The organism is Levilactobacillus tujiorum (assembly GCF_012641185.1).
GTDB classification, from domain to species: Bacteria; Bacillota; Bacilli; order Lactobacillales; family Lactobacillaceae; genus Levilactobacillus; species Levilactobacillus tujiorum.
The window spans coordinates 1-14,001 of the sequence record NZ_JAAXLK010000014.1; the positions used below are offsets into that span (position 1 = coordinate 1).

At 46.8% G+C, this 14,001-nt stretch carries 10 protein-coding genes; 7 read left to right on the plus strand and 3 right to left on the minus strand.

The window, feature by feature from the left end; genetic code table 11:
* Positions 1-597: 597 nt before the first annotated feature.
* Positions 598-1,632, minus strand: a complete 1,035-nt coding sequence (locus HF569_RS07835; RefSeq protein ID WP_168850159.1) for an aldose epimerase family protein — start codon at positions 1,630-1,632, stop codon at positions 598-600.
* 294 nt (positions 1,633-1,926) lie between these two features.
* On the opposite strand from HF569_RS07835, the gene HF569_RS07840 reads away from it, so the two are divergent.
* Positions 1,927-2,760 carry an alpha/beta fold hydrolase gene (locus HF569_RS07840; protein WP_168901994.1) on the plus strand — a complete coding sequence of 278 codons (834 nt, stop codon included), beginning with the start codon at positions 1,927-1,929 and terminating at the stop codon, positions 2,758-2,760.
* Between the two features lie 25 nt (positions 2,761-2,785).
* On the opposite strand, the gene HF569_RS07845 is transcribed toward HF569_RS07840, so the two are convergent.
* The gene (locus HF569_RS07845) at positions 2,786-3,604 is read right to left on the minus strand and encodes an HAD family hydrolase (protein WP_168850161.1); all 819 of its coding nucleotides are present in this window, start codon (positions 3,602-3,604) and stop codon (positions 2,786-2,788) included.
* Positions 3,605-3,866: 262 nt separating this feature from the next.
* Between HF569_RS07845 and HF569_RS07850 the strand changes: the two genes are divergently transcribed.
* From HF569_RS07850 to HF569_RS07860, 3 genes are all read left to right on the plus strand, one after another.
* A complete protein-coding gene (locus tag HF569_RS07850; RefSeq protein ID WP_168850162.1) occupies positions 3,867-4,250 on the plus strand; it encodes a MarR family winged helix-turn-helix transcriptional regulator in 384 nt (127 codons plus the stop codon).
* 150 nt (positions 4,251-4,400) lie between these two features.
* A complete protein-coding gene (locus tag HF569_RS07855; protein ID WP_168901995.1) occupies positions 4,401-6,224 on the plus strand; it encodes a glycoside hydrolase family protein in 1,824 nt (607 codons plus the stop codon).
* 443 nt (positions 6,225-6,667) lie between these two features.
* Positions 6,668-7,096 (plus strand): Spx/MgsR family RNA polymerase-binding regulatory protein, encoded by a 429-nt coding sequence (locus HF569_RS07860; RefSeq protein ID WP_168850164.1) that lies wholly within the window; start codon positions 6,668-6,670, stop codon positions 7,094-7,096.
* Between the two features lie 122 nt (positions 7,097-7,218).
* On the opposite strand, the gene HF569_RS07865 is transcribed toward HF569_RS07860, so the two are convergent.
* Positions 7,219-7,992 carry a C40 family peptidase gene (locus HF569_RS07865; RefSeq protein ID WP_168901996.1) on the minus strand — a complete coding sequence of 258 codons (774 nt, stop codon included), beginning with the start codon at positions 7,990-7,992 and terminating at the stop codon, positions 7,219-7,221.
* 274 nt (positions 7,993-8,266) lie between these two features.
* Here HF569_RS07865 and HF569_RS07870 point away from each other — a divergent pair, with 274 nt between their 5' ends.
* The 3 genes from HF569_RS07870 (at position 8,267) to HF569_RS07880 (ending at position 13,955) form a co-directional block, all read left to right on the plus strand.
* Positions 8,267-8,974, plus strand: coding sequence for an MIP/aquaporin family protein (locus HF569_RS07870; RefSeq protein WP_168901997.1), 708 nt, complete (start codon positions 8,267-8,269; stop codon positions 8,972-8,974).
* 398 nt (positions 8,975-9,372) lie between these two features.
* Positions 9,373-11,619 (plus strand): MucBP domain-containing protein, encoded by a 2,247-nt coding sequence (locus tag HF569_RS07875; RefSeq protein WP_168902042.1) that lies wholly within the window; start codon positions 9,373-9,375, stop codon positions 11,617-11,619.
* 230 nt (positions 11,620-11,849) lie between these two features.
* A complete protein-coding gene (locus HF569_RS07880; RefSeq protein WP_168901998.1) occupies positions 11,850-13,955 on the plus strand; it encodes a collagen-binding domain-containing protein in 2,106 nt (701 codons plus the stop codon).
* The last annotated feature ends 46 nt before the right edge of the window (positions 13,956-14,001 follow it).

Genomic DNA, 14,001 nt, shown 5'->3' on the forward strand with positions numbered 1-14,001 from the left:
ACCAGAGCTGAGGCTCTTTTTCTGCACTTAAAAGGTGAAAACGTAAAATTCCCATCAAGCACTTGAATCATGTGTTTGATGGGGATTTTGGAGTTTCTGGTGAATAATTCAGGGGTAATATTATAGCAAAAAAATTTATGTACCTGAGTATAATGATTCTAATTGTTTTCTTGATTTTTAATATTGCTAAATTTTTTTCTAACGAGTTCTTTTTCTATGGTTCAGGAGTAGCTCTACTGGTCGATTTGTTCATATTGCTGGTAGCAGGATTAGCCATCATTGAAACTATCCGACACTTTTTAGTCAAAATTTTTTCAAAAGGGTATAGGGGAGAATAGGACGTGTAATGTATTCTGTACTTGTAATAGAAAATTCCTGGCCTGAAAAAATGTAATTTTATATTCATACTCAATAGCTATATTTGGGGTGCTTATAAGTTAGGTGAGTCATGCCCCCAACAAAAAACCAATAAAAACGACGACCACTAATCCTTCAATGATAGTTTATCATTAAGAGATTAGTGATCGTCGTTTTTATCTTTCGAGGTATAGATAAGTCTGTCTCAGACGCCTGTCTTGGGTCGGCAACTAAGTGCTTTTAGTACTTCACTTCGTAAGCAATCTCGTAGGTCTGCGTCTTGCCGGCAGGAACGGAGACATCACCGAAGTTTGGATGGTGTGGGGTGTCGGATAAGGTTTGGGCTTCCAACGCAACCCCCATGTAAGGTTGACCAGCACCGGTGGCTAACTTCATGTCAGAGGTGAAGGAGTTCGCGGTGAAGACCACTAAGCCATTGCGACTGGACTTGATGGTGACAGAACGATTGGATTGCGGATCGCTCAATTCGGCAATCTTATTGTCAGCGGCTGGTTCGACGTGGAACAAGTCATCGAAGCCTTTTTCAGTCGTACCTTGCATGCCCCGAATGGCTTCGCCCAGGTTTTGGCCTTTACTGAAGTCAAATGGTGTGCCAGCGTTTTGAATGAAGTTCCCCGTAGGAATCTTTTCGCTGGTAACTTCCAAGTGTTCCTTGGCGTTGATTTGCAGCGTTTGACCAGAGATTAATTGGTCATCGCTCAGGTTGAAGTAGACGTGCAGGGTAGGGTTGAAGAGGGTCAAAGCAGTTGAGTTGGCTTCGAATTTCAAGTTAACCCGATCGTTGTTGTCCAATGAGTAGATCATCTTCGCCGTCATATCACCAGGGAAGGAGTCGTCGCTTGACTTGAACGTGTGGCTCAGAATGATCTTGGCTTCGTTAGCATCGGAGTCGTCGATTTCACCGTCCCAGTTAACCGTGTTGAAGCCGTGAGGGCCACCGTGAAGCGTGGTATCCTTACCTTCGTTGGTGTCGACCGTGTAAGTCTTGCCGCCCATTTCAAAGGTACCGCCGCCTAGACGACCGCCAATCCGGCCGATTCCCATGCAGACGTAGAACGGATTAGATAAGTAATCTTCCATTTTGTGGTAAGATAGCACCAAATTCTTGTCCCCGTCTTTGCTGGGAACGGATAAGGTATGTAGGGTTGCACCCCAGCTAAGAATGCCGAGCTTAACGCCATTCTTGTTTTCAATCGTATATTCGGTGACAGCTTGGTTTTGGTAAGTATCCCATTTCGTTGTAGCAGTTTTCATGAGCAAGTCCTCGATTTCTATAAGATTAAATTAAAGCGTTTTCATTTCTGGCTCTATTCTATATTTTTATCCGTACAATTGTCAAATATACTTGGGACTAAAATCAATAATCGGGGGATAAATTCTAAATTTAAATGATCTATCCCCGAAACGACAGTGTTTTACAGCGTAGGTTCTTTGTGCGGATAAATTTTTGACGGCGGTTGTTCACCATAATAAATATAAAGCGAACAAAATTTCACTTGTACGCAATCAAAAGAACTGGCATAATAGATTAGTTTAGGGGGGATCGCATTGTCTCTTAAATGGCGTTGGTTGTCCGTGGGTTTTATCGGCGGTTGGTTGAGCTATCGGTGGTGGTGTCAGTTAGCAGTGGCCCCCCAACCGTTGGCACAACGGCGATCAGACGTGGATTATTCAAAAACGCCGACACTCTTTGTTCCTGGATGGGGTGGTCATGCGTGGACGTATAATCGGTTGTTACACTGGCTGGCGATGCAGGGGTACGGGCATAAGGTGTTGACGGTCCGGGTTGATTGGCACGGTCACCTTCATTTTAGTGGGCAATGGCAGCCTACGGAGACGAATCCGTTAATTCAGGTGTTGTTTGATCACAGCCTGACGCGGAGTTACCAGCCGCAAATTGACTGGATTACGGCGATTCTGCGGGCGTTGAAGCAACAATACGGGGTGACAGCGTATAACGTCGTTGCCCACTCGTGGGGCGGTAGCGCGGCGATCCATAGCGTTGTCAGCGAGCAAAGGTCGGGAACGTTGCCACGCTTACACCGGATGATTTTATTGGGCGCACCGGTCGATGAAGGTCGTCCGGGTGGTGCGGTTGATCTGGCTTATCAGCGCTTGCATGCCGCGCGTCATCGCCTGCGTTCACTGGATGCGACAGTGATTAACGTCTACGGAACCTTGGCCGGTCGTCAAACGGATGGTTCCGTCCCCGTTTATCAGGTGACGGCGCTCCGCGATATCTTGCGTGGGGGGGCAGTGACCTATCACGAGGTGCACTTAGCTCGAACCAGTCACGGCCAATTGCACGCTTCGCCTAAAGTGTGGCGTTTTATCGGTGAAAGTTTGTGGGGCCAGACTAAAAAGCCGCTAACCAGAGATTAGTTAGCGACTGAAAATTTAGTTAGCTTTAAACTTCACCTGCTAAAATGGCGTCGATGACGTTGAGCACACCATCATGGTTGTTATCGGTCGGGGTAATCAGGTTGGCCACGGCTTTGACGGAATCGTTGCCGTTCTGCATGGCGACGCCTAGTCCCACGTGGGCCAGCATGTCACGATCATTATCGTTATCACCGAAGGCGGCAATTTCTGCTGGGGCAATTCCCCAGGACTGAGCCAACTGCGTGAGACCGATGGCTTTGCTCATGTGCGCTGCCACGATGTCAATGCTCCCAAAGCCACTGGCCATGGCGTTGATTTGGTCGGGGAAGCGTTGATTCAACTGAGCTGCCAGGTGTTGAATTGTCTCGTTGGGCCATTCGCCGTTGATTTTGTAGATGTCATCTTCAACTTGGGTGAGATCGTCGACGAGGACAATGTTGTTAAAAAAGTAGTCTTGTGCGGCTTCATCACTGGGATGGTCACGGCGATTAATGTAGGTCCCATGTGCGCCAGATAGGCGGAGAATCCGGGGCCGCAAAGCCTGATCAGCGAGAATGTCGCGTACAATCTGGTGAACGGTCGGGGTCGGGATTAAGTCCGCAAACAGGGTTTGATCGTGGTCCACAATCAAGCCGCCATTCTCCGCTACGAAGGTTTGAACGGCCGGCGTTGGTGCAAAGACGCGGCGTAGATGGCCGAGGTGGTTACCACTTGCGACCACGAAACGAATGCCCGCAGCTTCTAATTGCTGGAGTTGTTGAGCAAAGCGTTGCTGATTGTAGTGGCGGTTTTGATCTAGAAAAGTCCCATCGACATCAGTCGCAATCATTTTAATTCGTGTCATACCAAGCTCCTTAATCGTTTAATTTTTGTTAACTTTAATCATACGGGGTTCAGTTTCTGAATTCAATGTTCTAATCTTGAAGAAATATCATAAAATGATTACGTATTACTAGTTTTTTCATTCGTAATGCTATAAACTATTAATGAATCGGTAACATAAAGGTTGAAAATGAGGGCTATAATAAATGGTTAGCGGGTAAGAATAGTAACATGTTTTTGCCCCGCGTACCTGATAGTCCAACTGGAAAGGAAGAAAGCAGAAAATGACGCAAACTAACGATTTAAACCAATCCTTGGAATGGTTTTCCCAACTCCAAAAGATTATGCGGCCAGTAACAACGATTAAAACGGAGGAGATCACGATTTCTCTGGAACAATTCAACTTGTTACATGCTATCACGACTCAGCGCGAAGAATTCACGCCGACCAAGTTTGCCGGTCAGATCGGGGTTTCTAAGTCGATGATCTCCGGTCAGATTTCACGGTTATTACGGGCTGGTTTGATTGAAAGCATTGCTTCAACGGTTGACCGTCGTCAACATAACCTTAAGTTAACGCCAGATGGTGTTAAGGCTTATACGTCTGTTCGTGGACACGTCGTTGAACGCCTTGACGGTTTGCATGCTGATATTGCCAAATTGATGTAACAATTTTCACTTAATTTACAATTGAAAAAAATCCCCTCTATGCGACTAAAATCTTTCATTCGTGTGACAATTAGGTTAAGATGACCCAACGGTTTAAAGTCTTAGCTTATAATGAGTCTGTTGGAAGAATTTTAAAATGGAGGGGATTTTTTGAAGTTGAGGATAAAAATCGGCTTGCTAACCACGGTTGCGTTGGGGGCAGCCGTCCTGGGATTGGGTGATTTCCCGGGTATGGTGCAACCAACCAACACCATCGTTGCCCAAGCAGCGACGACGATTAACGCTAAGCATCAAGGTATGGTCGGCGATTCGCAGACCGTGAACAATGCGGCGTTACAAGATATGTTGGACAAGTGGGATAGCGATGATTTAACGGTTCACGTTCCTAAGGGTACCTATGTATTTGATGCGGGTAACATTAAACTGCATTCAAATATTACATTCAAATTTGATAAAGGTGCAGTTTTCCGGATTACGTCAGGTAACCGGGTTAACTTCGTTTATCCTAGTCCCGAAGCAGGCTACGATGGTGGTATCAGTAACGTAAAGTGGGAAGGGGCAACGTTCCAAGGCGATAACACGTCGATGGGCCAGAGTGTCTTCACCCAAAGTGTCCACCACGCCTCCAACATCACTTTTGATAAGTGTGTCTTTGACAATGCGGAATCACCTACTGGCCACTACATTGATCTTGATGGTAGCCATGACATTAACATTACGAATTCTGTCTTTACTGGGTTTAATGGCTCCCAAGACTTCAAGGAAGCCATCCAGATTGATTACTCTAACAAAAAGGCCATGTCATACAAGAATCCAGGCGATCAGTATGATAATCTGCCAACCTACGATGTTAAGGTTAACAAGAATCAATTCTTACCAGTGTCTAAGAAATCTGGTCAAGTGAAATCCTACGCACCAAATCCAATTGGTGAGCATGCCATTTATGGCCATGGTAAAGCAGGTATTATTCATAATGTTTACTTTACGAACAACACGGTCGTTGATCCCAAGCCATTGATGGATGACGGGGTTGCCACCATCCACTTTAAGGGTATTTCTGACTTGTGGATTACGGGGAACAAGTTTATTAACAAGCACGTATTGGGCTCCGGAAACTACATTTACCTGTACAATTCTGAACCTGACTACAATATGAATAACCTGACTATCGAGGATAATACGTTTACTAACGTTAATCCAACTAAGCAGTATATCTTCTTAGATAGTTCCGATGCGGATAATCCGATGACCGGAGTATCAATCATTGGGAACAAAGCGACGACGCCTAAGAAACGGGCTTCGTTTGTAAAGAGCAACTTCTCATTGAACGGTGACACGATCGATATTGCTAAGAATACCATCAAGAAGGCTAAGGCAACTAAGCCAGCGGTATCAACTCAGCGACCAATTACCAATACGACCGTTGCCCACTCGACTTCACAGAAGCTCAAAAAGCGTAAGCAGACGAATAAGTCTGAAAAGTACTATTCAGGATTAGCAACGCAGCATGCGCAACTGGCCGCAAAGTACAAGACTTACGCAATCTACAACCATATTCGTGGTCATAAGAACTGGAATATTCTGAAGTTCAATTGGAAGAGCATTAAGAATAAGCGGGTTTACATTGATATGCGGGCTAACGCCGATACTGGTAAGTGGTACCGAATTCGGTTTGACAAGAGCACTAAGGCCCAGAAGTACTGGATTCGTAAGGGTGCTTTGAAGTTTGATACTTTCAAGAGTGAATCTTATGATCGGACCTTTAACTTGATGAAGGTCTACCCAGTTTATACCCGACCATTCAACGATCCGCTGCTGGCCAAGCAAAGGGGAACGACGTCAGATATTAGTGAACGTCGAGTCACCATTACACACCGGGTTAAGCGAACGGATTCAAATGGTAAGGTCTCAACGTATTATCAAATGGATAATGGTCTGTGGACGCGGGCCCTGGCATTTGATTTAGATTCTTAAAAATTAAAATTACGATACTAAGAGTCGACTTTCCTTTCGGGGGAGTCGACTCTTTTAGTTTTGATTAAAATCAAAGACAGCCGCCTGGAAAAATGGTACACTGTTTCCAACATTCAAGAAAAGGGGCTTGCTAAGTGGATGAGTCTTTCATGTGGAACTCAAAAATGTAAGCCCTAACAAATTCATAAAATTTTCATTTTTCTGTCCTGAAAAGAGTGGATTTTATTGCTAAGGTTATTGTAAGCCCGGTAGACGGGGATTGTTGCGCGGTGGTTCAGCCAGCAAGAATCTTGCGAAAGTCTTAAAAGGTGGCGTGAACTGAGGGTAATGGGTTTCATCATTGCTTATTGTGGTGTACAATGAGAAATATAAATTAGCACTCGAACAAAAGAGTGCTAAATCAAGTACCTCATCGAAGAGAAGATAAATTGGAGGGCGATTCTATGATTAAAATGTACTTTCATGCTAAGACTACTGCGGTAACGAAGGCAATGAAGTGGCTGGCTAACCACGACGCCATCTTTACTGCTCGTGATATTAAAAAACAACCATTAACTCGTGATGAAATTCTTTACATGCTGTCCCTGACAGAAGATGGGACGGATGATCTGATTTCCACTCGTTCTAAGGCTTACAAGGCCCTACCAGAATCCGTACAGGATATGGGGATGAACGAGCTGGTCGATCTCTTACAGAAGAACCCCGGCATCCTGAAGAACCCGATTGTGGTTGACCGCAATAAGTTGGCCACCGGATTCGACTTGGAAACGATTCGGGAATTTGTGCCCGCCGCTTACCGGAAGAAGGAACTGGCTAGTTTTTTCAAGATCTTAAATGGTGGCAGCAAGAACCTGGACGTTTCACCAGCATAATTTTAAATTAAGTAAGGAAGGCTCTCAGTACGCAATGGTACTGGGAGCCTTTTGTTTATCAATGATCTAAGGTGATGGCGTAAAAAAAAGACCGCGATAATGATCGCAGTCTTTGATCGCAATTAACTTAATGTTGCGGGGCGTGAATAGCCAACGGTGTGCCACCAGGAGACGTTCGTAGCCTCGGTGATGACCCCACGTAATTGGGCGTCGATCATCTTATTGTTGCCTAAGTAGATCCCACAGTGGGTGATGTTGTTAGCGCTGGTGCCGAAGAAGATCAGGTCCCCCGGCTTGGCGTTCTTAGCGCTGACGTGTTGATAACTATTGTACTGTTCCTGAGCCGTCCGTGGTAACGTCTGGCCTAAGGCTTGATTGAAGACGTACTTGGTAAATCCAGAACAGTCGAACGCGCTGGGACCGTTAGCGCCGTAAACGTAGGGCTTGCCTAATTGCGCCTGAGCAGCCTTTAACACGGCGGCATAGTTACCCGTTGCCTTGGTTGTAGTTGTCGTGGTGTGCGCGTAGTTCTTCTTTTGCAAGTAACCGTGCCAGATCCAACCAGAGGCGGTCTTGCGGCCGTTGGTCACATAGTAGTATAAATACTTAACGCCGTTCTTCTTGACGATGTAGCGCTTCTGAGTGGCGTGCCAGGTGGTGTTAGGATAGTTCTTCAAGTAATGCGTCTTCTTGCCGAACGTCATATTTGTCGCGGTGCCACCTAAGTTGTAAGTCCAGCCGGTTGCGCTCTTACGGACGTAGGCGGTGTCTTGCATGTTGCTCGTGCTGACGATCGTGTTCGTACTATTTGCTTGCGCGGTGGTGGTCCCCAGACTGATTGCAGGAACGATTGCGGCAGCAAAAGCGACCGCTAAACCAATTTTTTTCATCATCATTCTCAATATCCATCCCTTATTATGTAAAGATTGTCATCGCTTACTTTCATCATTTAAGATAGCCCTCTTTCGTTACAGCCAAGTTACACGTGAATATTATTGCGATTACGCTTTTAGGGGATGATGTAATATTCCAATGGTTGGTCGAAAATATAATAATCGTGATGATAGTTGCCGTGGCGTGAATTCAAGCAGCTTATTGTTTACCGGTTATGGTAGACTATGAATAGTTTGAAATTTGCGTTGTAAAATATAACAAGGTGGGTGTCATTTTATGAATGGTTTTATTGGAGAGTTCTTTGGAACGCTGATTCTGATCCTGCTGGGAACGGGAACCGGTGCCAGCATTAACCTAAAAAAGACGTATGCGACCGGGAGTAACTGGACCTTCGTCAGCGTTGCCTGGGGCATGGCTGTAACGATGGGCGTCTACGTGGCTGGTATGTTGGGCTCAGCTGGTCACTTGAATCCAGCAGTGACCATTGGATTTGCAGCGTTTGGCTTTTTTCCGTGGGCACAGGTCGGGCCTTACTTAGCTGGGCAATTCTTAGGGGCCTTTGTCGGGGCGGCCATTGCCATCTTCCAATTCTACCCTCACTTTAAAGCGACACCCGATGAATCCGCCGGCAATAGTGTTGGGATTTTTGCGACCCGGCCAGCGATTAAGAATCCTTTCTTCAATTTTGTGTCTGAAGTTGTGGCCACGTGGGCGTTTATCTTTATTTTACTGAATATGGGAGATTTCACGCAGGGGCTGAAGCCATTTATGGTGGGAATCCTCATTATGACGATCGGGATGTGCTTAGGGACGACCACCGGGTTCGCGATCAACCCTGCCCGGGATTGGAGTCCGCGATTAGCTTACACCATCCTACCGGTGCCCAACGGTGGCTCGGCCGAGTGGAATTACGCTTGGGTACCCATGTTTGGCCCACTATTGGGTGGTTTGTTAGCCGCAGGGTTACAGGCATGGCTTAAATAAAACAATGATGATCAGGCTCGCGAAGAGATTTCGCGGGCTTTTTTTCTGTGGACCAGCGAGGTCACAAAAGTAACAATTTTTAATAATTGTGGCATAAGAAACCGATAATGTGTCAAACTAATAATGGTTATTGCCATAAAACGTACTACTCATGAAACGTTATCGTCGTGTTTGAAGACGCTAGCTATCACGGGTGTAACGTTTTAGCCAGTTATCGCAGGCTCGTTAGTTTCTCGGATTAACTAATCCAAAGTGAAATGGTCAGGAACTAACCTATAAAATGGCAATGAATTCGGTTACAATATAGGTATAGGCTTTATCCAGATTAAATAATGTGTAACCTTAAAATTTTCGACCAATAAGTTAATTAGCATATAAACGTTGAGGAGGAAAATCTCATGAATAAGATGGCTAGCGAAACTAAAGTTCACTATAAGAGCTACAAGGCAGGTAAACGCTGGATGGTAGCTAGTCTTTCGGTGGTGACGTTGGGGTTAGGATTATTGGGCGCCACGGAAACAGCACAGGCCAATACTGCGGAAGCCCCAGATGACACCTCATCGTCGATTAAATCGGGTACATCAACGACAGAGGCCAAGCAGGTGACCTTGAACGCCACGCCACAAGTCGACGAAAAGGCAGAAACGCCGGGTGATGCCAGCAAACAAGGGGACGCTGCGGATGCTAAAGAAGCGCCTGCCGCTGAGGCACCAGGGGATGCAGCTGTAGAAACCCCTGAAACGAATCCCAAAGCGCCAGAAGCGCCCGCACCAACAGCCCCCGCACCAACAGCCCCCGCAGACACGCAAGTGAAACCGGCAACGCCTGAACCCGTGGCACCAGCAGAAAATCCAGAGAAGACGGATACACCGGCACCAGAGACCCCCGCACCTGTCAAGGCTGCTCGATCTGCTCGGGCGGCGGTATCACCAATTGATGGCGTGAATGCTAGTGAGTGGATTCCAGACGCTTCGTTACGGACACAGATTATCAAAGTGATTAACAAGATGGCTCCCACGTATAACGGTCAGCCAACCTATATCGCTACTGAAGCCAATCTTTACCAGTACGTTGATAAATTACAATCGATTGATGACGACGCGACGACTGGACCAATCACTGATTTTACCGGACTAAACTATTTTCCTAACTTGCATTCGCTGAACTTTACCAATGTGAGGATTCCATTATCTGCGCTGATTGATTTTTCGGTGGTTCCTAGTTTGTCTTATGTCAGTTTATATCTAGCGAATGATGGGGCCAACCATGACCTGAAGACAATTATGGACACTTACTTCAGCCATAATGAAAATCTGTCATTCCTGAAGCTACCCGACAGTTATTTGACGGGAAATATTCCGGATCTGAGCAAATATACTAAGCTGACCATGATTTATCTACCCAATAATCAATTGACTGGCAGCATTCCCGACCTCAGTGCACTTCCTGAGCTATGGTCGGTTGATGTCAGTCACAACCAATTGAGTGGGGCGTTTCCTGATATCGGAAATTGGCCGGCGATGACGACGCTGAATGTTTCCTACAACCAGTTAACGGGAGACTTACCGGATTTAAGCCACTTTAGAGGAAGTTTGTCGTATATGTTTAACCACCTGACGAGTGGCGTGATTCAAGACTTAGGTGAAAATGGTGAGCCAGAGGTAAATTATGGGGTTTACCAGCGGCTGCAAGGAAAGACCTTCAAATTGTCAGCGGATCAGCGCAGTTTTGATCCCGTGAGGGGGGTTGTCACGGGCTTCCAGGACATGAAGACTGGTCAAATTGACGATAATGAAGGGACTTGGACGGCCGCATTAGCTAATGGCATCACGATTGCGTATGGCGATCTCGATCCTAACCTGCCAACTGAGGAGATTCCAGCGTGGGCGGCGACTGCAGAGGACGCCACTGATTGGTTTAGCGTCCAGCGGATTTCTGGTAATAAAGTTGGCCTGACGTTTACCGCCAAGCAGGATGTTCCCGATGGCACCTATACGATTCAGGTGCTCAATCAGAGTTTTGGCGCGCTTTGGGGGTACAGCGCCTACATCACCTTTAAGATTGAAAATGAAAAGCCAGTTGACCCCGGTAATCCTGATACGCCGGATCCTGGTGTGACGACGGGAACCGTTACCATCGTTAATGTCGATCAGGATGGTAAGGTTATCAGCCAGTCTCAACAGACGGGGAACGTTGGGGATGCGTTTACTATCAATGCGCCAACCATTAAGGGATACAAGCTGGTTGGCGATCGGGTCGCTAGTGGGACCTACACCGCTGGCGGACAGACCGTGACCTTTACCTACCAGGCGCTGAGTTCTGGTGGCGATGGCGACGCGGTTGATCCAACGAATCCGACCGATCCGAAGAAACCGGTCGTCGACGAAACGGGTGATACCGTTAACGGTGGGAGTGCCGCCCAAGCGGTGTCAGCTAAGCGAGGGGGGGCTGCAACGGCGACCGCCGCTAAAACTGTCAATTTAGCAACCACGTCGACAGCAGATACGGCAGCGGCTAAGCCGGCAAGCCAACAGGCAACGACTCTGCCACAGACCGATGCAACAACGACCTCCGCTTGGGCTGGCTTGGCCTTACTGCTCGGAACGGTCTTAACTGGCTTAGGTTTAAAGCGTAAGTCACATTAAAAAATATTGGGTACAACTTTAGCTAAGGCGGGCCTGGGATGTTATCTCAGGCCCGTTTTTGTGCGCTCTGAAGATCCAGCAGAGCCGAAGAGAATAATATTTCCTAGCGAAACTATATTCAAGTTAATTTGTTAATTTAAAAAATAATTTCAAAATAACGTTGATTGTTGCTGGCGAGTGAACGAAAATAGAACTGGAGTCTTTTAGTGAAAGGTAGGGATTTAGTCGTTATGGAAATGAAACGCACGCATTTTAAGATGTACAAAAGCGGTCGGAAGTGGGTCTTCGCCTGCGCCATTGTACTAGCCATTGGGGGTGGCGGTGTCGTCACGGCTAACGCGGATGTGCAGAGTGGCAGTTCATCGTCTACACCGTCCACGGAGCAACCGACGAGTAGGACTACTAGCTCTAGCAATTCAGGTGAGGCGTCAGGGGATGTTTCGGGTCGGAAGCAAGACTCAGATACGCCTGATTCTAATGCTAAGAAGGTTGAGGAACAGCAGCAGAATGAGAGCAAGCCTGACACTAACACTAATGAGAGCAAACCTGATACTGGGGAGTCTGATGATAATGAAAGCAACGGCTCACAAGACCGGCAGTCTTCAGATCAACCGTCTTCTCCCGAAAAAGCGCCGCAAAAACAGCGTGATACAAAGGTGTCTTCGCTGAAGAATTCGAAGCAGCCGACGAATAACGCGAAGCAACGCTACAATCACACCAAGTCATCAGAGGTTTCACTCCAATCAATGAGTGATCATCTTAAGCAGGTTCAAAACAATATTGAACTTAGAGAAAAAATTAATAACTTGGTTGAACGGGCACAGGACAAGTACCTACCAGCCAAGACCACAGCGCTGGAACCTTTGGCTGAAGCCGAAATTCAGGCTGGTGGGTCCGTTTATGATGACTATCCAGATTTAGACAATCTGTTGGGTGTGTCCTCTGTTTTCCATATTTTTGCGCGGGAAGCTGAATTGAATGCCCACACGAACGGGAACGTCGCCGTGCAGAACTTGATTGGGAACGTGAACTTCGGGACGAGCATTATCGAAGAACTCCTGGACAAAGATATTTCCTACATACAAAATATTACCAACATCGCGGGAAGCTCCTTTGTTTCTAAAGGTGATTCGCGAGAAAACAAAGTGGTCTTTGGCGATGGGATTTCAATTGATATCAGTAATCCTAACCGGCCGATGGTCAACGGTGTCTACATTGACCACCTGTTAGCCAGTGAAGTCTACCAAGATCAAAATGGGCAGACGTATATTGACTTTGACGCCGAATTTGCGAAATTAAAAGCTTTGAATGAATCATTGGCTAATAAGAAGAGCGAAGCCAGTTACACCAACACTGATTTTAGTGATCAGAACAGTCGCGTGATTGACGTCACTGATATGACGCCGAATGCCAATGGGCAGATTGTGCTGAACTTGTCGCCAGATGTTTTGCAAGGCAACACACCGCTGACGATTAAGGGCTTGTCTCCCGATGAGGAAGGGCCAACCATCATTATCAATGTCGATACGGGTGGTCAAGAGGACTACATGATCAATTCGCAAATCAAGATTATTTACAGTGACGGCAGCGAACGGAACAACCACGAAACGGAACACTTTGGCGATAACCACCTGTTGTGGAACTTCTACGACAGTACGGCTAGTGACAAGCAGTTTGGTGGGACCATCAATGTCAATGCGCCATTCCAAGGCAGCATGTTAGCCCCATCCGCAACCATCGTGGCTAACCAAAACGTTGACGGTAACTTGATCGCTGATAAGGTGATTGTCAACGCCGAAACGCACCGTTGGGATTTGCAAGGAAACGGCGATAAGGACGACGAAGAAGAGTTCGAAAAGCCAGTTCATCCGGGGATTGACGTTGAGTTGCCAAATATTGAGGAACCGGAAACGCCAGATCCTGAAGAACCCGATACAGAAGAGCCAGACACCGAGGCACCTGATGAGGAAGAAAATGGTGACGATGAGGATCTGACCTACGAACACGAACGTCCAGAGTACAATGAGGACGAAGTCGTGGAAGATTTCTGGGATGATTTGATCGACGATGAAGAGAAGGCGCCATCCGCAGCCCACGCGAGTGAAGAAGCACTTCTCCAGCGAGTTGATCAAGCGATTGCCACGGCGAAAGCGCAAGGCAACACGGCGCGCGTTGCTCAGCTGGAAGCCCTTAAGAGCCGCATCTTGGCTGACTTAGGCGGCTTACCACAGACGGGCGAAACGCAAAATAAGGTGGCGCCAGCCGTTGGTGCTGCATTATTGGCCAGCCTCTTAGGAACGTTAGGCGCTGGTATTATCAGAAAGCGGCGCAACTAAGCTGAATTGAATAGTTGAAAATTAAAGGGTGCCATCGGATAGTGAT

What these genes read in the sequence shown, in the direction of transcription:
- HF569_RS07835 (WP_168850159.1), bottom strand. Translation starts at nt 1,632, where the DNA reads ATGAAAACTGCTACAACGAAATGGGATACTTACCAAAACCAAGCTGTC.
- HF569_RS07845 (WP_168850161.1), bottom strand. Translation starts at nt 3,604, where the DNA reads ATGACACGAATTAAAATGATTGCGACTGATGTCGATGGGACTTTTCTA.
- HF569_RS07850 (WP_168850162.1), top strand. Translation starts at nt 3,867, where the DNA reads ATGACGCAAACTAACGATTTAAACCAATCCTTGGAATGGTTTTCCCAA.
- HF569_RS07860 (WP_168850164.1), top strand. Translation starts at nt 6,668, where the DNA reads ATGATTAAAATGTACTTTCATGCTAAGACTACTGCGGTAACGAAGGCA.
- HF569_RS07865 (WP_168901996.1), bottom strand. Translation starts at nt 7,992, where the DNA reads ATGATGATGAAAAAAATTGGTTTAGCGGTCGCTTTTGCTGCCGCAATC.
- HF569_RS07870 (WP_168901997.1), top strand. Translation starts at nt 8,267, where the DNA reads ATGAATGGTTTTATTGGAGAGTTCTTTGGAACGCTGATTCTGATCCTG.
- HF569_RS07875 (WP_168902042.1), top strand. Translation starts at nt 9,373, where the DNA reads ATGAATAAGATGGCTAGCGAAACTAAAGTTCACTATAAGAGCTACAAG.
- HF569_RS07880 (WP_168901998.1), top strand. Translation starts at nt 11,850, where the DNA reads ATGGAAATGAAACGCACGCATTTTAAGATGTACAAAAGCGGTCGGAAG.